22 protein-coding genes are annotated in these 19905 nt (G+C 65.7%); 5 read left to right on the forward strand and 17 right to left on the reverse strand.

What is annotated here, in order from left to right; all coding sequences use genetic code 11:
- Positions 1 to 3 precede the first annotated feature (3 nt).
- Positions 4 to 2751 carry a discoidin domain-containing protein gene (locus tag GAK28_RS17920; protein WP_291782334.1) on the forward strand — a complete coding sequence of 916 codons (2748 nt, stop codon included), beginning with the start codon at positions 4 to 6 and terminating at the stop codon, positions 2749 to 2751.
- 53 nt (positions 2752 to 2804) lie between these two features.
- On the opposite strand, the gene GAK28_RS17925 is transcribed toward GAK28_RS17920, so the two are convergent.
- The 12 genes from GAK28_RS17925 to GAK28_RS17980 form a co-directional block, all read right to left on the reverse strand.
- Positions 2805 to 3173, reverse strand: coding sequence for a hypothetical protein (locus GAK28_RS17925; RefSeq protein WP_291782337.1), 369 nt, complete (start codon positions 3171 to 3173; stop codon positions 2805 to 2807).
- A gap of 94 nt (positions 3174 to 3267) precedes the next feature.
- Positions 3268 to 3951, reverse strand: coding sequence for an HAD family hydrolase (locus tag GAK28_RS17930; RefSeq protein ID WP_166945761.1), 684 nt, complete (start codon positions 3949 to 3951; stop codon positions 3268 to 3270).
- Positions 3952 to 4019: 68 nt separating this feature from the next.
- Entirely contained in the window at positions 4020 to 4856 is an 837-nt protein-coding gene (locus GAK28_RS17935; RefSeq protein WP_291782341.1) for a pirin family protein, read from the reverse strand.
- 174 nt (positions 4857 to 5030) lie between these two features.
- A complete protein-coding gene (locus GAK28_RS17940) occupies positions 5031 to 5702 on the reverse strand; it encodes a YecA family protein (protein WP_291782344.1) in 672 nt (223 codons plus the stop codon).
- Positions 5699 to 6466 carry an exodeoxyribonuclease III gene (gene xth, locus GAK28_RS17945; RefSeq protein ID WP_291782347.1) on the reverse strand — a complete coding sequence of 256 codons (768 nt, stop codon included), beginning with the start codon at positions 6464 to 6466 and terminating at the stop codon, positions 5699 to 5701. The genes GAK28_RS17940 and xth overlap by 4 nt, the downstream gene beginning before the upstream one ends.
- A 55-nt stretch (positions 6467 to 6521) precedes the next feature.
- Complete coding sequence (locus GAK28_RS17950) at positions 6522 to 8570, reverse strand: M3 family metallopeptidase (protein WP_291782350.1); 2049 nt, start codon at positions 8568 to 8570, stop codon at positions 6522 to 6524.
- An 87-nt stretch (positions 8571 to 8657) separates the two neighbouring features.
- Positions 8658 to 9200, reverse strand: coding sequence for a gamma carbonic anhydrase family protein (locus GAK28_RS17955; protein WP_291782353.1), 543 nt, complete (start codon positions 9198 to 9200; stop codon positions 8658 to 8660).
- A gap of 61 nt (positions 9201 to 9261) precedes the next feature.
- Positions 9262 to 9561, reverse strand: a complete 300-nt coding sequence (locus GAK28_RS17960) for a hypothetical protein (RefSeq protein ID WP_291782355.1) — start codon at positions 9559 to 9561, stop codon at positions 9262 to 9264.
- 112 nt (positions 9562 to 9673) lie between these two features.
- Complete coding sequence (locus GAK28_RS17965) at positions 9674 to 10060, reverse strand: hypothetical protein (protein ID WP_291782357.1); 387 nt, start codon at positions 10058 to 10060, stop codon at positions 9674 to 9676.
- 36 nt (positions 10061 to 10096) lie between these two features.
- A complete protein-coding gene (locus tag GAK28_RS17970; protein ID WP_291782360.1) occupies positions 10097 to 10414 on the reverse strand; it encodes a hypothetical protein in 318 nt (105 codons plus the stop codon).
- A gap of 103 nt (positions 10415 to 10517) precedes the next feature.
- Positions 10518 to 11048: a hypothetical protein gene (locus tag GAK28_RS17975; protein ID WP_291782363.1), complete on the reverse strand. Its 531-nt coding sequence runs from the start codon at positions 11046 to 11048 to the stop codon at positions 10518 to 10520.
- Positions 11049 to 11187: 139 nt separating this feature from the next.
- Positions 11188 to 13506: a TonB-dependent receptor gene (locus GAK28_RS17980; RefSeq protein WP_291782366.1), complete on the reverse strand. Its 2319-nt coding sequence runs from the start codon at positions 13504 to 13506 to the stop codon at positions 11188 to 11190.
- A 145-nt stretch (positions 13507 to 13651) separates the two neighbouring features.
- Between GAK28_RS17980 and GAK28_RS17985 the strand changes: the two genes are divergently transcribed.
- Together GAK28_RS17985 and GAK28_RS17990 are read left to right on the forward strand one after the other, a co-directional pair.
- A complete protein-coding gene (locus tag GAK28_RS17985; protein ID WP_291782370.1) occupies positions 13652 to 13981 on the forward strand; it encodes a multidrug efflux SMR transporter in 330 nt (109 codons plus the stop codon).
- A gap of 84 nt (positions 13982 to 14065) precedes the next feature.
- Complete coding sequence (locus GAK28_RS17990) at positions 14066 to 14389, forward strand: hypothetical protein (protein WP_291782373.1); 324 nt, start codon at positions 14066 to 14068, stop codon at positions 14387 to 14389.
- A gap of 7 nt (positions 14390 to 14396) precedes the next feature.
- On the opposite strand, the gene GAK28_RS17995 is transcribed toward GAK28_RS17990, so the two are convergent.
- The 4 genes from GAK28_RS17995 to aroE form a co-directional block, all read right to left on the reverse strand.
- Positions 14397 to 14885 carry a glutathione peroxidase gene (locus GAK28_RS17995; protein WP_291782377.1) on the reverse strand — a complete coding sequence of 163 codons (489 nt, stop codon included), beginning with the start codon at positions 14883 to 14885 and terminating at the stop codon, positions 14397 to 14399.
- A 118-nt stretch (positions 14886 to 15003) separates the two neighbouring features.
- Positions 15004 to 15366, reverse strand: coding sequence for an energy transducer TonB (locus tag GAK28_RS18000; RefSeq protein WP_291782380.1), 363 nt, complete (start codon positions 15364 to 15366; stop codon positions 15004 to 15006).
- A gap of 83 nt (positions 15367 to 15449) precedes the next feature.
- Positions 15450 to 15716: a YkgJ family cysteine cluster protein gene (locus GAK28_RS18005; protein ID WP_291782581.1), complete on the reverse strand. Its 267-nt coding sequence runs from the start codon at positions 15714 to 15716 to the stop codon at positions 15450 to 15452.
- Positions 15713 to 16552, reverse strand: a complete 840-nt coding sequence (gene aroE, locus GAK28_RS18010; RefSeq protein ID WP_291782383.1) for a shikimate dehydrogenase — start codon at positions 16550 to 16552, stop codon at positions 15713 to 15715. The genes GAK28_RS18005 and aroE overlap by 4 nt, the downstream gene beginning before the upstream one ends.
- A gap of 134 nt (positions 16553 to 16686) precedes the next feature.
- Here aroE and GAK28_RS18015 point away from each other — a divergent pair, with 134 nt between their 5' ends.
- Both GAK28_RS18015 and GAK28_RS18020 read left to right on the forward strand, forming a co-directional pair.
- Positions 16687 to 16902, forward strand: coding sequence for a hypothetical protein (locus GAK28_RS18015; RefSeq protein ID WP_291782387.1), 216 nt, complete (start codon positions 16687 to 16689; stop codon positions 16900 to 16902).
- Positions 16903 to 17014: 112 nt separating this feature from the next.
- Positions 17015 to 18145 (forward strand): aldose epimerase family protein, encoded by a 1131-nt coding sequence (locus GAK28_RS18020; protein ID WP_291782390.1) that lies wholly within the window; start codon positions 17015 to 17017, stop codon positions 18143 to 18145.
- A 56-nt stretch (positions 18146 to 18201) separates the two neighbouring features.
- On the opposite strand, the gene GAK28_RS18025 is transcribed toward GAK28_RS18020, so the two are convergent.
- Positions 18202 to 19686: a RimK family protein gene (locus tag GAK28_RS18025; protein WP_291782393.1), complete on the reverse strand. Its 1485-nt coding sequence runs from the start codon at positions 19684 to 19686 to the stop codon at positions 18202 to 18204.
- Positions 19687 to 19905: the final 219 nt, after the last annotated feature.

Raw genomic sequence — 19905 nt, forward strand, 5'->3', positions numbered from 1 at the left:
CGCGTGCGTCGCCTGCTGCCGCTCCTGCTACTTGCCACCTTCACCGCACAGGCGGCGGAGACGCCTCGCCCACTCGACGCGTTCGACGTGGCCTCGGGGTGGAAGGCGGAACACACCGACGATGTCTCCGCGTCCTTGCGTAGCGTCGATGGCAAGAACGGCAAGGCCATGTGCGTGGCCTTCGACTTCCACGGCGTATCGGGCTCGGCCTCGATGCGACGCACCTTGCCTGTCGATTTTCCCGACGGGTTTGCACTGTCGTTCGACGTGCGCGGCGACATGCCCGCGAACACCTTGCAGCTGAAGCTGATCGACGACAGCGGCGACAACGTATGGTGGTTCCAGCGTCCCGGTTTCGTTCCGGCGACCACGTGGCAAACGATCGAGGCGACGAGCCGGCAGGTGGAGTTCGCCTGGGGCCCGACGAAGGATCGCACGCTACGGCATACGCGTGATGTCGAGTTCATGATCTACAAGGAGGCGCAGCCTCCGGGTTCGTCCGACAAGGGCGAGGTCTGTTTCGACCGTCTCCGCCTGACGCCGCGGGCACCCGAGGCCGTACCGCCGCCGGCCATGACGCCCAACGCGATGTTCGAGGCACGTGCCAGGGCGACGCGACGTGGCGTCTATCCCCGCGGTTTTTCCGGTGAACAGTCGTACTGGACCATCGTCGGCGTCGATGGCGGCTCGCGCGATTCGGCGCTGATCTCCGAGGACGGCGCTGTCGAAGTGGCACGGGGCGAATTCTCGATCGAACCCTTCCTGATCGCCGACGGCAAGCTGGTGACCTGGGCCGACGTGACGCCCACGCAGTCGCTTCGCGAGCGCTACCTGCCCATGCCATCGGTCACCTGGAAGAAGGACGACGTAAGCCTGGTCACCTCGGTGTTCGCGACGGGCACGGCCGGTGTCTCGTCGCTGGTGCTGTCGTACCGCGTGGGGAACGAAGGCGACCATGATCGCGATATCACACTGGCGCTCGCCGCACGCCCGTTCCAGGTGAATCCCTCGACGCAGTTCCTCAACGCACCCGGCGGCACCGCGAGCCTTCGCGACATGACGTGGGACGGTCACGCCTTGACGGTCAACGGCACGCGTCGAATCATCCCCTTGCAGGCAACCGACCGCTTCGTCGCCCAGGCCGACGGCAAGACGACGCTGGTCGATCGCTGGGCGGCCGGCGAGGACGTGACCGCTGTGCCGATCCACGACGGCGTGGCTCGCATCACGGACACCTCGGGTTTCGCGCAGGGCGCGTTGTTGCGCACGGTCCATGTCCCGGCACACGGCCATGTCGATCTCGGTGTCGTGATACCTGCACGACGCGATACCGACGTGACGCTGCCGAGTGACGCGTCGGCGTGGCTCAAGCAGCAGGGCGACCTCGTGGCCACGCACTGGCACGCCGTGCTGGATCGCGTGGATATACGCGTACCGGCCAAGGCCCAGCCCATCGTCGACACCCTGCGCAGTGGCATCGCGCACGTCCTGATCTCGCGCGATGGCCCCGCCTTGCAGCCAGGTACCCGCTCCTACTCGCGTACCTGGGTGCGCGACGGCGCGATGATGATGGAAGGTCTGCTCCGCACAGGACACGAGGAGGTGGCCGGCGACTTCGTGCGCTGGTATGCCCCGCATCAGTTCAGCAACGGCAAGGTGCCGTGCTGCGTCGATGCGCGCGGCTCCGATCCGGTACCGGAGAACGACAGTCACGGCGAACTCGTTTTCGCCATCGCCGAGCTATGGCGCTATACGCACGACCGCGCGGTACTGGCATCCCTGTATCCCCATGCACGCAAGGCCGCCGAGTACATGGATGTCCTGCGTATCTCGGAGCGCCAGCCAGCACGTCTGGACGGTTCCGAGCGTGCGCTCTACGGCCTGATGCCGGCATCGATCAGCCACGAAGGCTATTCGGCCAAGCCGATGCATTCGTACTGGGACGATTTCTGGGCGATGAAGGGCTACGACGATATCGTCGTGCTGGCCGACGCATTGGGCGAGAAGGACGATGCGATACGGTTCGCCACATCGCGCGACACGTTCCGTCATGACCTGCATGCGTCCATCGACGCCGCGGTAAAAGCAAAAGGTATCGATTTCATTCCCGGCTCGGCGGAACTGGGTGACTTCGACGCCACCTCGACCACCATCGCCCTATCACCCGGTGGCGAACAGGACCGGCTACCCAAGGCCCTGCTGGACGCGACCTTCGAGCGCTACTGGCGCGACTTCGAGGCACGCCGCAACGGCAAGCGCGACTGGGACGACTACACACCCTATGAACTGCGCACCGTCGCAACCTTCGTGCGGCTGGGCTGGCGCGACCGCGTGGGCGCGCTGCTGGACTTCTTCTTCGCCGATCGTCGCCCTACGGCGTGGAATCAGTGGGCGGAGGTCGTGGGGCACGAACCCCGCAAACCGCGTTTGGTCGGCGACATGCCGCACGCGTGGATCGCTTCCGACTACGTTCGTTCGGCGCTGGACCTGTTCGCGTACGACCGCGCGTCGGACGGCGCGATGGTGCTGGGCGCGGGGCTGTCGGCGAGCTGGCTGGAAGGCGAGGGTGTGGCGATCCGCGACCTGCGCACGCCTTATGGACGACTGGGGTACACGCTCAAGGCCAAGGGCAGGCGGGTCACGCTCACGCTGACGCAACCGATCGCACCGCCGGGTGGCCTTGTGCTGTCGCTACCCCATGGCAACGTGAAAATGCCAGCGAACACCACCGTGCTGGAAACCACCCTGTAGGAGCGCGCTTGCGCGCGATCGCGCGCAAGCGCGCTCCTACAGGGTGGTGTGCATCAGTGGGTGACCACTCGCGTCCGCAGCAGCGCATCCACCGCCTGCTGCCACTGGGCCGAGCCCGGTGTGGCCTGCGGCGCTTCCTGGCCCAGCTTGCGATTTACCGCCTGGTCCCATTCGGCCGAACCGGGGGTGGGACCGTGGCCGTCGTCGCTGACGGCCAGGCTCTTGTCGACCCAGGCCAGCCATTCGGGCGAACCCAGTGCTGGGTTGGCGGGTGCGCTGCGAGGAGCGGCCGCGGCGGTGGTGGCCGGCACCGGGGCGGCGTCCGTCGGTGCACTGGGGCCCGGCGGGGAACAGGCGGCAATGATCAGCGCGGCCGCGAGCGGCACGGCCGTGAAGAACAGGCGGTTGAGGATAAAGCGCATGGGTACGGCGACCTCACAAAAGCGTCAGACCACCGATGCTAAGTGGCGCTTCCCGTCCGCCAGTTGAACGCCGCAGGGAACTTCTTGCGTTCGTTCAGCTTCGCGCGGCCACTTCGTCGATATGGCGCAGCAAATCCGCAGGATCCTCGAACACCCGGTAGGCACCGGCGCGTTCCAGTTCATTTTCGCCGTAGCCGCCGGAGAGCAAGCCGATGCCGAGGGCGCGGGCACGCTGGGCGGCCAGCATGTCCCAGATGGCGTCGCCGATGACCATGGCATCACGGATATCGGTGCCGAGCCGCTCGGCGGCAGTGACGAAGAGATCTGGATCGGGCTTCGCATGGCGCACCTGGTCGCGGGTAACGACCGGGATCGTGTGGGGATCGACGCCCAACGCGGCGATATTGTGCGCCGCCGTCTCCATGCGGCCGCTGGTGGCGATGGCCCAGGGAATCTTGGCGTCGGTCAGCCAGCGCAGCAGCTCCACGGCGCCCGGCAGGGGCTTCACCGCACCCGCCTCGGCCAGCCGGCCGTAGGCGGCGGCATGGTTGCGGCGCAGCCGGTCGATGCGCTCCGGCGTGATCTCGGTGCCCGTCTCACGCAGCAGGATATCGGTGAACAAGCCACCGCTCATGCCGATCTTCCGATGGATTCGCCACACGGAAAGGTCGATGCCCTCCATGTCGAGCGATTCCTTCCAGGCAAGGACATGCTGGTAGACGCTATCGACAAGCGTGCCGTCGAGATCGAAGAGGAAGGCGTGTTTTTGTCTGGACATAAGCAGGAGGTTACACCTTGTAGGAGCGCGCTTGCGCGCGATCGCGCGCAAGCGCGCTCCTACAGGGATCAGAACTTGCCGGCCCTAAAATCCGCGATGGCCTCGTGGATCTGGTCCGGCGTGTTCATCACGAACGGGCCGTAGCGTGCCACCGGCTCGGCCAGCGGACGACCCGCCACCACCAGGACCCGCGTCGCGGTCTCGCCGGCGGCCAGCGGCACCGTTTCGCCGATGCGCGACAGCACGCCCAGCTCGCTGCGTTCCAGCACCTGCCCGGCGACACGGGCGGACCCGCCGTCGAACACATAGGCGAACGCGCTATGCCCCTCCGGCAAGGCGAGGTCGAACGCGGCACCGGCGTCCAGCGCGATGTCGAGGTAGACCGGCGCGGTGACGATGCCGGACACCGGCCCCGTGGCGCCGGCCAGTTCGCCCGCGATGACCTTGGCGGTGACACCCGGTGCCGGGTGCACGGTCGGGATATCACCCGGCGGGATGTCCTGGTAACGCGGGGCCGTCATCTTGTCCGACGCGGGCAGGTTCACCCACAGCTGGAAGCCCCACATGAGGCCGGCTTCCTGCTGGGGCATCTCCGAATGGAGGATGCCGCGACCGGCCGTCATCCACTGGACGCTGCCCGGCCCCAGGTCGCCGCGGTTACCGTGGTTGTCGCCGTGCTGCATGCGGCCGGCGAGCATGTAGGTCACGGTTTCGAAACCGCGATGGGGATGCTCGGGGAAGCCTTCGATGTAGTCACCGGCCTGGTCCGAACGGAATTCGTCCAGCAGCAGGAACGGATCCAGCATGTCGAGGGCCGGTTGGCCGATGACGCGTTTGAGCTTCACGCCGGCGCCGTCGGCGGTATCCATGCCGCGGACGCGGCGGATGATGCTGCGATGGGTCATGTCGTGCTCCGGGGTGTGCTTTCTGATGCGCACAAGATGCGCCCGGAGACAGGGGATGCCTAGGTGTGTGCGGCGAACGATCTGTTTCCGCCTGACCGGTCGCGCGCAGGGCGCGCTCCTACACAAGTCGCCCTGTAGGAGCGCGCCCTGCGCGCGACCGGATCAGGCGATCCGTCAGTGCACCCAGTGGCCGGAGCGCTGGCGCGGCGGATGGCCGTCGTCCTCGGGACGGGGCGCGACCATGGCCTTGATCTCGTCCTCGGTGGGCTGTTTGCCTTGCCAGTATTCCCTCACCGCGTTGAGTACCTCGGGCAGTTGGCCCAGGCACTCGTCGTATTCCTCGTCGCTGAGCTTCTCGAATTCCGCGTCGGCCTGGAGCACGCCCTCGTCGACCGCCAGGGCCATGACCGGACCCAGCAGCTGCATCAGGTCGGGATCTTCCGCGAGGCGTGCTTCCCACAGTGTCGCGCGCATGTCGATGCCACGGCTGAAGCCCTCGCACCAGCCGGCGGCCGAGAGCATCGGGCCTTCTTCGGTGTCGATCTCGCCCAGGATTGGCTCGTAGGCGTCGACGTCGAGCTCGGCGGTGATCGAGTCGTTGAGCTTGGCGAGCAGCTCGAGCACGCGATTGCCTTCGTTCTCGTCGTCGAAGGCGTCGTGCAGCACTTCGTGCAGCCATTCCTCGGGCTTGATCTCGAGCGGTCCGACCGCCACGGCCGAGAGCAGGCCGTGCACGCCGTCGAGCATGAGGTCACCCTCGCCACCGTGCCTGCGCAGGTAGATGTCGAGTTCTTCGAGTTCCTTGTCGTCGAGGGAACTCGGCCATTCGGACTTGGGTACGTTCAAAGCTTCAGCTCCAGCGCCACGGGCGCATGGTCGGACGGTTGCTCCCACTTCCGGGGCGCCTTGTCGATGATCGACGAGGTCGCCAGGGATTTGAGCGCATCGCTGATGAGGATGAGGTCGATCCGCAGCCCCATGTTGCGGCGGAACGCCGCCTGGCGGTAGTCCCACCAGCTGAAGAGGCCAGCATCCTCGGTGAAGAGACGGAAACTGTCGTGCAGGCCGGTGTCGAGGATCGCCTGGAGGGCGGCGCGCTCGGGCGGCGAGCAGAAGATGTCCTCGCCCCAGGCCGCTGGATCGTACACGTCGCGGTCGTCGCGGCAGATGTTGAAATCCCCCAGCACCACGAGCTTCGGGTGCTTCGCGATCTCCTGTTCGACGAAGTCGCGCACCTTTTCCAGCCAGTGCAGCTTGTAGGCGTACTTCTCGTCGCCGAGCGCCTTGCCGTTCACCACGTACAGGTCGATGACGCGGACGTCGCCGACGGTGGCGGCGAGGATGCGCCGCTGCGGGTCGTCGAGGCCCGGGATATCGGTGACGACATCCGTGAGTTCGTCCTTCGCCAGGATCGCCACGCCGTTGTAGGTCTTCTGCCCGGACCAGACCGAGCGATAGCCCATGGCGGCGATCTCGTCGACGGGAAACTTGTCATCGGTGAGCTTGGTTTCCTGCAGCGCGACGATGTCCGGCTGCGCCTCGGCCAGCCACTGCTGGAGATGGGGCAGGCGGACCTTGAGCGAATTGACGTTCCACGAAGCGATCTTCATCGCCCCATTGTAAAGGAAACCCGTGTGACGACCCGGCGTCACACGGGTTGCACCGTCAGTCCAGCCCGTAGCTGCGGAGCAGGGCGCCCGGCTGGGGCTCGCGACCGCGGAAGGCCTTGAACGATTCCAGCGCGGGACGCGTGGCGCCCACCGCCAGGATTTCCTTGCGGAAACGCTCACCCGCGGACCAGTCGAGGACATTCCCCTTCTCGAAAGGCTCGAAGGCGTCGGCCGAGAGCACCTCGGCCCACAGGTAGCTGTAATAACCCGCCGAATAACCGCCCGCGAAGATGTGGGTGAAGCCGTGCGGAAAACGCTGCCAGGCCGGCGGATGCAGCACCGACACCTCGTGGCGCACCGCCTCCAGCACGTCCATCGGGCGCGCACCCTTGGCCGGGTCGTATTCCAGATGCAGGCGGAAATCGAACAGGCCGAATTCCAGCTGGCGCACCAGGAACATGCCCGTATGGAAATGCCGGGCCTTGAGCATGCGCTCGTAGAGTTCGTCCGGCAGTTCCTCGCCCGTACGGTAGTGGCGCGCGAACAGGCGCAGGGCCTCGCGGTCCCAGGCGAAGTTCTCCATGAACTGGCTGGGCAGCTCCACGGCGTCCCATTCCACGCCATCGATGCCGCCGACGGACGGAATATCCACCTCGGTCAACATGTGGTGCAGGCCGTGGCCGAATTCGTGGAACAGCGTGAGCACATCGTCGTGCGTCAGCAGGGCGGGCGCACCGTCGGTGGGCGGCGGGAAATTGCAGGTGAGGAACGCCACCGGAAGCTGGAGGTGGTCGCCATCGCGGAAGCGGTCTTCGCATACGTCCATCCAGGCGCCGCCCCGCTTCCCCGAGCGCGCGTACAGATCGACGTAGGCACCGGCGAAGACGCTGCCATCGGCGTTCGCCAGGTCGTAGTAGCGGACGTCCTTGTGCCAGGTGTTGACATCGGCGCGCGGGGTGAAGGTCACGCCGTAAAGCTTGTGGACCACGGCGAAGAGGCCGTCCACCACCTGCTGGGCGGGGAAGTAGGGCTTCAGCTGCTCCTCGTCGAGCGCATAGCGCTCCACGCGTAGTTTCTCCGCGGCGAAGGCGACGTCCCAGGGTTCCAGGTTGTCGATCTTCAATTGCTCGGTGGCGAACTTGCGTAGCTCGGCCAATTCTTCCTTCGCGCGAGGCTTGGCCTTGGCGACGAGGTCACGCAGGAATTCGAGCACCACGGCCGGAGACGTCGCCATCTTGGTCGCCAGGGACTCCTCGGCGGCGTTGGCGAAGCCGAGCAGTTGGGCGGCTTCATGGCGCAGGGCGACGATCTTCTCGATACGTTCGGAATTGTCGAACTTGCCCTTGTTGGGGCCCTGGTCCGACGCGCGGGTCTGGTAAGCGTAGTACGTGTCGAAACGCAGGTCGCGATTCTCGGCGTAGGTCAGCACGGCCTGGACGCTGGGCTGCTTCAGGGTGACGAGGTAGCCGTCGAGCTTGGCCTCGCGGGCGTACTCGCGCAGCACGGCGCGGCCCGACTCCGGGATGCCGGCCAGGTCGCGCTCGTCGGTGATGTGCTTGTGCCAGGCCTCGGTGGCGTCGAGCACCGCGTTGGAGAACTCGGTGCTCAGCTTGGACAGCTCCACGCCGATCTCGCGAAAACGCGTGCGCGCCGGTTCTTCCAGCGCCACGCCGGAAAGACGGAAATCACGCAGCGCGTGATCCACGGCGGCGCGTGCGGCGTGCGGCAGCGAGGCAAAGTCGCCACGATCCGCCACGGCCTGGGTCGCGGCGTAGAGGTCGCGATTCTGGCCGATTTCGATGCCGTGGTCGGTGAGCTTTTCCTCCGCCGTGCCGTGCGCCTTGCGCAACGCCTCGGAGTCGGCCACCGAATGCAGGTGGCTCACCGGCGACCAGGCCCGCGAGAGCTTCTGGTCGAGGCGTTCCTGGGCCAGGATCACGTGCTCGAAATCACGGGCCGCGCCAGCGGCCGTGATGGCGTCGATGCCTGCGCGCTGCTCGGCGATCAAGCGGTCGACCGCCGGCTCTACGTGCTCGGGACGGATCGACGAGAACGCAGGCAGGTCGCCGCTGGGATCAAGAAGGGGGTTGGTGGTGCTGTCCATGGGATCTCCTCTCGGATTCCCAGCGTGGAGCTAGCGGGGCGCCAAATCAAGCCGGGTATAAGCGGCCTGTCGCGCGCAAGCGCGCTCCTACACGGCTTCGGCGAGGTAATCGTCCTTCAGGCGCACGTAGTTGGCGGCGGAGTAGAACAACTGCTCGACCTGGGTGTCGCTCAGCACCCGGACCATCTTGGCCGGGTTGCCGACCCAGAGCTCGCGTTCGCCCACCACCTTACCCGGCGGTATCAGCGCGCCCGCCGCGACGAAGGCGTTCTTCTTCACCACGGCGCCGTCCAGGACGGTGGCGTGCATGCCGATCAGACAGCCATCCTCGATGGTGCAGGCGTGGATGACGGCGCCGTGGCCGATGGTGACGTCGGCGCCGATCAGGGTGGGGAAACCGCCCGGCGTGTACGGACCGTCGTGGGTGACATGGATCACCGCCCCGTCCTGGAGATTGCTGCGGGCGCCGATACGGATGTGATGAACATCACCGCGGGCCACGGCACCGGGCCAGATCGACACGTCGTCGCCCAGCTCCACATCACCGATGACCGTGGCGGCCGGATCGACGTAGACACGGGTGCCGAGGCGCGGGTGGATGCCACGGAAGGGACGGATGGAGGTGGGCATGGGGCGCTTACCGAAAACGTGAACGCGCAGGATAACGCCTCATTCGACGCCCTGGCTCCGATTACTGGAACTTGCCGCCCGTGATGCGCCCTTCCGCGTCGAACTGCGGGAAGTACCGGCTGTTGTTCATGCGGATTTCCATCGTGGTGGGCGTGTTGGGCATCACCAGGAGGACATCGGGGTAGGCCGCGTGGAACTGCGCCGCCGTGGGATGGGTGGCGATGAAGGTATCGAAGGCCTTCGTGTCAGTGACGAAGCCGGCAACGGGCTTGGGCTGGTCGGCGGCCGGGGCCGTGCGGCAGGCGCTGAGGATGGCGACGCCGAGGACGGCCATGAAGAAAAGCGTAGCGAGACGGTGCATGGGGGGCAGGCTCCTTGCCTTGGGGGAAGGGCGATTATCCCCCGAATGGGGGATGCCAACCATGAACGAATTCGGCAGGAAAGAGAAAGATTTCCCCTTCCTGCCCCGTTCCTTAGCGGAACGCGCCCCCCTGGATGCGGCCATGCGCGTCCAGATCGGCGAAGTAACGGCTGTTGTCCATGCGCAGTTCGCGGGTCGACATGTCGCCCGGCAGGACCAGGGTCAGGCACGAATAACGGGCGCGAAACTCGACCGGGGTCGGCCGGGTGGCAATGTAGGCATTGAAGGGCGCCAGATCGGTGATGCCGCAACGGCGCACGTCATTGCTGCCGCTGAAGCCCGCGATAGGACCGCCGGTCTGCTTGGGACCGGCCGACGGCACGACCGGACCGCTGGTGTCCTTCGGGCCGGCCGGCGGCACCGGGCTATCGAAATGGATCTGCGCGGAGGCTGCCAGCGGGGCGGCGACGAGCAGGGCGGAAAGAAGGAAACGGTGCATGGGTGGCTCCTTGCCTGGATGCGTAGGATCGATGGATCAGCGGAAGCTGCCGCCGACGATGCGGCCGTGCTGGTCGAGCTTCGCGTGGTAGCGGCTGTTGTCGTAGCGCATTTCCAGGGTGGTGATGTCACCCGGCAGCACGAGGCTGACGCACGAATAGAACGCGCGGAATTCGGCCGGCGTAGGCTTGCCGGCGATGAACGCGGCAAACTCGTTGAGATCGGTGACGCCGCAACGTGCCGGCACCGGCTGGACGGCGGGAACATCGACGGCGACCGGAGAGGCCTCGACGCTGGCGATGGCCGGAACGGCGACGAAAAGGGCGACGAGCGCCTTGCGCATGACGTTGTTCATGAAGGAGGGTCCTTTTCCTGTGGAAGTGATCGCCCGTCCCCCGACGTGGCGGAGAACGGACGCGCACTATGGGCATCCGGGCCCGACCGCCCCCTGAATTCGCCTAACCGCCACGCCGACGCATCGCGTCAGCCTTCGCCTCGTCTTCGGCCGTCACTACCTGCTGCTGCGCGTCGAGCTTGGCGCCGAGGATGATCAGCGTGTAGTTGGTGGGATCGAAATCGCGCAGCAGCGCGATCTCGCGACGCGCCTCGTCCAGCTGACGGCGGTTGATCAGCTGCTCGATCTCCTGGGAGGCGAAAGGCAACGTCTCGCGCAAGGCATCGAGCGCACTGGCATTGGCCGAATCGAGCTGGATCACGCTGAGGTAGTACTCGTACGCGTTGTTGCCCTGCGGCGCCACGAGCCGGCCTTCCTTGGTGGCCTGGCGGGCAAGGCCCAGGAGGATGTCGATCTCGTTCGAGTTACCGACGGACGGCGCGCTCTCGCTCAGGGTGCTGCCGGTCGCGATGCCGGGATCGGCGCAATGGCCGCGCAGGAATACCGTGGCGGCGATGGCCGCGACCACCACGAGGCCGGCGGCGATGACGAGGATCGCGCGGCGGGGCACCGCGGCTGATGAGGGGTGGAGCATGGGGACGACTCGCGTGGGGCATCCGCGACCAGGCCGTCCCCCTGTCGGACGGCCCCGGCGGACGCGACACGGTATCGCCGGGATGTTGCAGTCCCGTGGCGGTGGGCGGGACGTGGATCACGTCCCGCCCACCGACGCATCAGAACTTCGCGCTGACGTTGACGAAGTACTGGCGCGGTGCGCCGGCCATCAGCGTCTGGTTGTAGCCCTGCGGATCGGAGGCCACATAGCCGTTGGTACCGGTGGACGCGAAGTAGCGCTTGTCGAGCAGGTTGGTGACGTTCAGGCCGACGCTCAGGCCCTTGAGCACATCGAGGTCGCCGAAGTCATAGGAGACGCCCGCGTTGAAGATCCAGTACGACGGCACCGCCGAATCGTTGGTGTACGTGATGTAGCGCTTGCTCGTGTACTTGCCTTCGAGGTTGGCGCGCCAGCCGGCGATCTCATAGCTGATGGAGCTGGAGAACATGGTCTTGGGCACGCCCACCACGTACTTGTCGGCGGTGGCGACCGTGTTGCCGCCGGTCACGTAGTTGTCCTGGTATTGCGACTTGTTGTACGAGAACGAGTTGAGCCAGCTCAGGCCCTGCACCGGCTTCCACAGGAAGGCCAGGTCGGCGCCGGTGCTCTTCACGTCGCCGACGTTGTTGAGCGAGGACGCGCAGGTGACCACCGCCGGACAGGGCGTGACCACCAGCAGACGGTTTTCGAAGCGGGTGTAGAACACGCCGACCGACGCTTCGAAGGTGTCCCCGTGCGCGCGGTAGCCGGCCTGCCAAGTCTGCGACTCTTCGGGCTTCAGGTGGGTCTTGGCCGTGTCGAACGCCGCCTGCGAGGTGCTGAACGGCGTGATGCCGTAGGCCGAGATGTTCTTCGCGTACGAGGCGTAGATGTCCTGGTTCGCGTCCAGCTTGTAGTCGATACCGGCCTGCGGCAGGAAGCCCTTGCTGGCCTTCATGCTGCCCTGGGCGAAGGACGTGGTAGGCACGCGCGAGGTCGCGTCGGTGGTCACGTGCAGCGACTTGGCGCCGAAGTTGATGGTGAGCTGGTCGTCGAGGAGGTGGATCGTGTCCTCCGCGTAGGCCATGCGCGTCTTGGTTTCGTAGTGCTGCAGGAAGGCGCGCATGAACGGCGTCTGGTCGTTGTACACGCGATACAACGCGGTGTACTGGCCGCTCAGCGGGAAGAAGTTGCGTTCCTGGTTGGTGTTGGACTCTTCGCCCCACACGCCCACTTCGATGTCGTTGTTGCCGATGCTGGCCTTCAACGCCGAGGTGAGACCGTAACGATCCAGGCCGTAGTCGGTGGTGCGCATGGAGATCGGCACCGTCGGCGACGAGGCCTGGTACGGCGTGGCCCACTGACCTTCACCGCGATCGGTGTGGTAGTAGCCGGTGCTGTCGAGCGTGACGCCGCCGCCGAGGTTGAACGAACCGGACAGGCCAGCAAGGCCGTCCTGGCGGATGCCGCCACCGGCATAGTACGTGGCGTCGCCCTTGTCGTAATCGGCCGGCAGGCCGTTGAGCGCGGCGGGGTAGGCGCCCTTGCCGTTGAGCGCGTTCGCCATCTGCACGGCGCTGTTCCAGTCCGGCTGCAGGTAGTCCCAGTTCCAGCCCAGCACGCGCTGGCTGGTCAGGGACAGATCCATGTAGTCGTATTCCTTGCGCTTGCTGCTGTCGGCGAACAAGCTGATGCGGTTGCCGTCGCCCCACTGGTACACGGCCTTGAGGTTGGCCTGGTTGGTCTTCTGGTCGCCGAAGCCCTTCCACTTGTCGGTGTCGGCGTGCACGAAGGACACATAGGCCGAGAAGCCACCGTGGTCGCCGGTATCCACGCGCGCGAAGGTGCGCTTGGTGGAATCCGAGCCGATCACCTGGCTGAAGCGCACGCCCGGCTTCATGTCCGGATCGGCGGAATAGAACTGCACCGTGCCACCGAGGTTGGTGTTCGAGGCGGTGCCGAGTGCGCCGGCGCCCTGGGCCAGTTCGACCGTGGCGAGGTTCTCGGTGGTGATCGCGCGGGTCACCTGCAGGCCGTCGGTGACGCCGTAGCCCATCGTGCCGAGCGGGATGCCGTCGAGGGTGAAGCCCAGGCGCGACTGGTCGAAGCCGTGCAGGTTGATCTGGGTGGACCATTCATAGGCGCCGAACGGATCGGCCGCCTGGAACTGCACGCCAGGCAGCTTTTCCAGCGCCTTGAGCGCGCTGGTGCCGGGCACCTGCTGGCGCACGATCTCGTCGGTGCCGATGCTCTGGACCTGGCGGGTCTCGCCCGGCGCGATCACGGACACCGCGTCGAGCTGACGGGCGCTGTTGCGGTTATTTGTGGTGTCCGCATCCGTGGCGGCGGCGGTCGGCGCCGGCTTGTCGTCGTCCGCGTGGACGAGGCCCGCATGAAGGCTGAGGGCAAGAGCGGTGGCGAGGGCGGTACGACGAAGAGCAGTACGGGCGAACGTCATCGGGAGATCCTTCCTGGGCATTCGCGAAAGCGTCGCGGTCGTCCATGTAACGGCGCTTACTTCCATATGACGGACGTTTTACGGCCCACTGTCCGCACGGGCTGCTATCGTCATGCGTGATTCGTCCAAAACTGAGCAGAACCCCATGCCTTACCTGTACTTGGCGATCGCCATCGTGGCCGAGGTGATCGCCACATCGGCCCTCAAAGCCTCGGATTCGTTCAGCCGCCCGTTACCCACCGTGCTGGTGGTGGTCGGCTACGGCGTGGCTTTCTGGTTCCTCTCCCTGTGCCTGCGCAGCATCCCTACCGGCATCGCCTACGCGATCTGGTCGGGGGTGGGCATCGTGCTGATCTCGGCGGTGAGCTGGGTCTGGTATCGGCAGGCGCTGGACCTGGCCGCCCTGATCGGGTTGGGCCTGATCGTCGCCGGGGTGGTGGTCGTGAACGTCTTCTCGAAATCGGTGTCGCATTGACGATATAAATCGCCAACCCGTTCGCTGAAACCGGTAGCCAAACCGGTCAGCCTAGCCCCGAACAGGGCCTGTCAGGAGGATCGGATGCGTCGTTCCGCGTTGCGTTTCCTGGGTATCGTTGTCGCGCCGACCTTGCTGGCGGCATGCGCGGCGACGTCTCCGCCCGAGGTGGCCGTAACCCGGCCCACCGTGGCGCCCATCGCCGTCTCCTGCACCACCGACGCCATGACTGAGGAGCCGTGCATCGCGCAGGCCCGCGAGTCGTGCGCGTCGCCTGCCGTGGACACGATCCACCTGGTGCTGGCGACGCCGGTCACGCTCGGCGTCGAGCAGCACACGAAGGCGAGCTACCAGTATCGGGCCACCTACACCTGCCCGCACAACGTGACGGCGCTCGCCCCGAAGTGACCTTGGCTCAGTGCGCCAGCGAGGCGCCGGCCAGTTCGCGTTCGATGAAGTCCGGCGTGAACGCAGGCCCATAGCGCTTGACCACCTTGCCGGAGCGATCGACGAGGAACTTGGTGAAGTTCCACTTGATGTCCTCCGCGCCGAGCAGGCCCGGCGCGGCATGCTTCAGCGCCGCGTACAGCGGATGCGTGCCGTCGCCGTTGACCTCCACCTTGGAGAACATCGGGAAGGTCACGCCATAAGTAAGGTCACAGAACGACTTGATGTCGGCGTCCGCGCCCGGCTCCTGCTGCCCGAACTGGTCGCAGGGAAACCCGAGGATCTCGACCCCCTGGCCGCGCATCCGCTGGTACATGGCCTCCAGGCCCTGGTACTGCGGCGTGAACTGGCAGCGCGATGCCACGTTGACGATAAGCAACGTCTTCCCGCGATACGCCTCCATCGAGATCGTGTCGCCGTCGATGGTGCGTAGCTGGTGTTCGTAGATGGATGACATGGTGGAGCTCCCTGTTCGTGATCGGGGAAGTCTCCATCTCATCCGCAAACAAGACCAATCGATTGATTCAACACCGGCCATAGATAACGACTATATGGAAGCCGCGATCACGTTCCCATCAGGACGACTTCGAGGTCGGTAGCACGAACTTCACGGGGATGATCGCGTAACCCGAATCGGGTTTGCCATTTTTCCCGATGTGGGGATTGAAGTGATATTGCGACACCGCCTTGACCGCCTTCTCGTCCAGATCCGGATAGCCGGACGATGTCTCGACCCGTGCCTGCGATGCGGTTCCGTCGGTGCCCACGAACGTTTTCACGATCACCATGGCGTCGCGCTTTGCCGCGATGGCGGCCGGTGGATGGGACGACGGGACCGCTGCCGGAGCCGGTGTGGGCGTGCCGACCTGTGGCGCCGCCTGGGCACCTTGCATGCATAGCAACGACGCACAGGCCAACGCGTAATATCTTGCCGACATCGTGAGGCGCTCCCGGAAGACCTTCATGGTCGATGGCGTAGCGTGAGCGCGTCGTGCGAAAGAGGCAAGCACGTCTGGCACCACTACGGCGCCGTCGCCTGCTCCAGTTCGCGAAGCCATCTGAGCGCGTAGAGATCGTCGGGACCGCACATCGATGCATCGGGTTTCAGCCCACCACACACCTTCGGTCGCTCGGGGCGGCCGAAGATGGCGCAGCGGTTGTCGTCGGTGAGCTGGACGCAGCGGACGCCTGCCGGCTTGCCCTGCGGCATGCCCGGGATAGGCGAGCTGATCGACGGAGCGATGCAGCGCGCGCCACAACCCGGACGGCAGGCGAGGGGCACGCTCAGAAACGCTGACGCAGTTCGCGGTAGACCGGGTCGGTGTCCGGGCGCTGGCCGTGCCAGCGCTCGAAGCCGTCGGCGGCCTGTTCGATCAGCATGCCCAGGCCGTCGCGGAACCAGTCCGGACGCAGACCGGCGCCGATGACCCAGCCCTTGAAGTCGGCGGCGGCGGTGCCGTAGCAGATGTCGTAGGCGGTGGAGCGGTCCTCCTGCACGATCGACATCGGCAGGTGGAACTGGCCGCCATGGAAGCCGATGGAGGTGGCATTCACCACCAGGTCGAAGCACTCGCCGTCCAGGCCGTCCCAGTAGCGCGTGTGGCAACGGGCGGGTTCGCCGATGGCGTCGGCGATCTCGTCGGCCTTCTCGGGCGTGCGATTGACGATGGTGAGCGTCTTCACGCCCGCGTCCATGAGCGCCCAGGCCACGGCCTTGGCGGCGCCGCCGGCACCCAGGAGGAGGGCATCGTGGCCGCGCAGGTCGAAGCCGTGGCGTTCGGTGATGTCGCGGACGAAGCCGCTGCCGTCGGTGTTGTGGGCCTCGATGCGGCCGTCGGGCAAGCGGGTCAGGGTGTTGGCGGCACCCGCTCGCTCGGCGGCCTCGGTCTTCACGTCGGCCATCGCCAGGGCCGCCAGCTTGTGCGGCATGGTCACGTTGGCGCCATGGCCGCCCTCGGCGAAGAAGCGGCGGACCTCGGCCTCAAAGACCTCCGGTTTGGCGTCGATGGTGCGGTAATCGACGGCGATACCGACCTGTTTGGCGAACGCCGAGTGGATCTCGGGGGACAGCGAGTGCGCGATCGGATGACCGAAAATGGCGAAACGGCGAGCTTCGACGCTCATGAACTCTCCTGGCTCTTGGCCGGGCACCGCGCCCAGCGGGCCGATTCTAGCAATGCCGTCATGAAGGGCGGTCGCGACCCGTGAGACGGAGGCCTCCTAACGTGCGCCCCGACACCTACCCACGGAGTGCCGCCATGAACACGCTCTCGCCGAACCGCCTTCGCGCCCTCATCGCCATGGCCTGGCTGGTCGCCGGGGCCCTGTTGCTCCTGCTTACCCCACTGTCGGGTCACAGCGAGTCACTGGGTTGGACGCCGGCCTTCTGGCTGCTCGCCGCGCCGGCGAGCGTGCTGCTGGCGATGCGCCCCCGCTTGCCACTGGACCTGCTGGCCGCGCTGTTCCATCGCTGAGCGATGCCGTTTACGTCGAGCGGCTCGCGCTTTGCCGCAGGGCGGCTTGCGCATTAATCCTACAATATGCTTGCATGCCGAAGCCCACGACGGGTCGCAACGGGGATACGAAATGCGACGTACGGTGTTCATGGCTTCGCTGCTGATCGCAATGACGGCAGGCATGACGGTATATGCGGCGGATGCGAAACGCGAAACCTTCGGCGCGCTCGCCGATGGCACGAAGGTCGATGCGGTGCTGCTCGATAGCGGTCACGGCGTGCAGGTACGCGTGATGGCCTACGGCGCGGGATTGCAGGAGGTGATCACACCCGATCGCCACGGCAAGCCCGCCAACATCCTGCTCGGCTATGCGAAGTTCGACGATTACCTGAAGAAACCGCAGTACTTCGGCGCGACGGTGGGGCGTTACGCCAACCGCATCGCCAAGGGTCGCTTCACGCTCGACGGCCATGCCTACCAGGTGCCGACCAACGACGGTCCCAATTCGCTGCACGGCGGTACCAAGGGTTTCGACAAGGTGCTGTGGACCATCGGTGACGTGAAAAGCGGTGCGGACAGCGCGAGCGTCACGCTCACCTATGTGAGTCCCGATGGTGACATGGGTTATCCGGGCAAGCTCACTGCGACGGCCACGTACACGCTCGACGCGCAGAACCACCTCACCATCCAGTACGACGCCACCACGGACAAGCCGACCGTCGTCAACCTCACCAATCACGCTTATTGGAACCTCTCGGGCGAAGGCTCGGGTTCGGTGATGGACCAGGTGCTGACCATTCCGGCGGATTCCTATGTGCCGGTCGATGCGACCGCCATTCCCCTGGGAAAGATCGCGCCGGTCGCGGGCACGCCATTCGATTTTCGCAAGGGCAAGCCTATCGGTCGCGATGTGCGCCTGTCCGATCCGCAGTTGGTGAACGGCCGCGGTTTCGATCACGACTTCGTCGTCGCACGCGATATCGCGAAGACGCCACGCGTGGTGGCCAAGGTGGAAGATCCGGCGTCCGGTCGTACGATGACGCTGAAATCGACGATGCCGGGCGTGCAGTTCTATTCGGGCAATTTCCTCGATGCGACAAGCGTCGGCACCGGTGGCCACATGTATCGCGAAGACGATGCGTTCGTGCTGGAACCGCAGTTCCATCCGGATACACCGAACCAGCCGTCGTTCGGATCGGCGCGTTTGGCGCCCGGCGAAACGTATCGGCATACGATCGTGTTCGAGTTCGGTACCAAATAACGGTGTAGGAGCGCGCTTGCGCGCGATCGCGCGCAAGCGCGCTCCTACAACAACGATCAGGTCTGGATACCCAGGCGCTTCAGTTCGAGGCGGCGCAGGAATTCCTGCATGATCCGCAGATAGAGATCTTCGCCGAGGTAGGCATCTTCCACGCCCGCGTCGATCGACGGATTGTCGTTGACCTCGATCACCACCGGACGGTCGCCCACCTGCTTGAGGTCGACACCATAGATGCCGTCGCCGATGGTCTGTGTGGCCTTGAGCGCCAGCTTCACCACTTCACTGGGCGCGTCGCGAACCGGCACCGTGCGGAAGCCGCCGGATTTCGCCGTACCCTTCGCACCGTGGTTGTAGATCTGCCAGTGGCCGCGCGACATGAAGTACTGGCATGCGTAGAGCGGCTCATGGTTGAGCACGCCGATGCGCCAGTCAAATTCCGTGTAGAGGTATTCCTGGGCGAGCAGCAGCGCGCTGTGCGAGAACAGCTCGCTGGCTGCCTTCTCCAACGCTTCGCGGGTTTCCACCTTCACCACGCCGCGCGAGAACGACCCGTCGGGAATCTTCAGCACGATCGGCAGGCCGAGTCGCTCCGGCAGGTCGCGCAGCTGTTTCGGATCGTCGCGATAGAGGATCTCGGTGTTGGGCACCGCCAGCTTGCGCGACACCATCAGGTCGTTCAGGAAGATCTTGTTCGTGCAGCGCAGGATCGACGTGGGGTCATCCATCACTACCATGCCTTCCTTCTCCGCGCGGTGCGCGAAGCGATAGGTGTGGTTGTCGCTGGCCGTGGTCTCGCGGATGAACAGGCCGTCGTACTCGGCCAGGCGCTGGTAGTCGTTCTTGCCGATCGGATCGACCTCGATGCCCAGGTGCTTGCCCGCTTCGACGAAGTGCTTGAGCGCCTTGCGGTTCGAGGGCGGCATCGCCTCGTTGGGGTCGACCAGCATCGCGATGTCGTAGCGATAGCGGCGACGGGTGCGCGGCTTTCGCCAGATCTTGCGGGAGAACTTTTCCAGGGCCGCCGCGAAGGCGTCTTCCTGGGCGTCGTCGAGAGTGTGCAAGCCCACCGGCTTCACGGCAGACACCTGCCAGATCCGGTCGCGCTCGAACTCGATGCGCATGAGCGGGCAGGGGAACATGTCGAAGACCTGGCGGGCGAGGTCCTGGAGATCGGGGACGGAGGTCTCGCCGAAGTAGACCAGCACGCCGAAATCGGTGGTGTCGCGCCCGCCGGCAGGGAGGAACTTCGACAGCTTCTGGTTGAGGTCGTCGATGTTCAGGCCGTAGAGCGAACGGCGGCGCAGATCGTTCACCGTGCGCACCGAGGGGATCACCTTGTGGCCGCGCGCCTCGGCCAGCAGCGAGACGTAGTAACCGGTGCCCAGGTACTTGTAGCTGCGGCAGAGGTTGATGACGTGGGTGCGTTCGTCGTCGCCGCCGATCGGCTCGCGGAGGTAATCCATGGCGCTGACGACGTCGGCGGACGGGTAGTACGAGCCCCAGTCCGAGGCTTTCTCCACGACGATGACGAGCCGGCTCATGAGACCTCAGCAGACGACGATTCCGTGTCCAGGGCCCGACATCGGGCCACCGCGTTTCGCCGGTGCGGGCAGTGTGTTCTCCACTGCCACGACGCACAAGCCGGGGCGCTGAAGCCCGATTGAACGGGTTCATGAAAAAGTCATTGATCGCTGGGGACGAGGGGTCTACAGTGCCGCGCTTGCCGAATACCCCCGTCGGCTCCGCAGCCGTCCTGTCCC

The sequence above is a fragment of the Luteibacter sp. genome (assembly GCF_009912395.1).
Lineage (GTDB): Bacteria > Pseudomonadota > Gammaproteobacteria > Xanthomonadales > Rhodanobacteraceae > Luteibacter.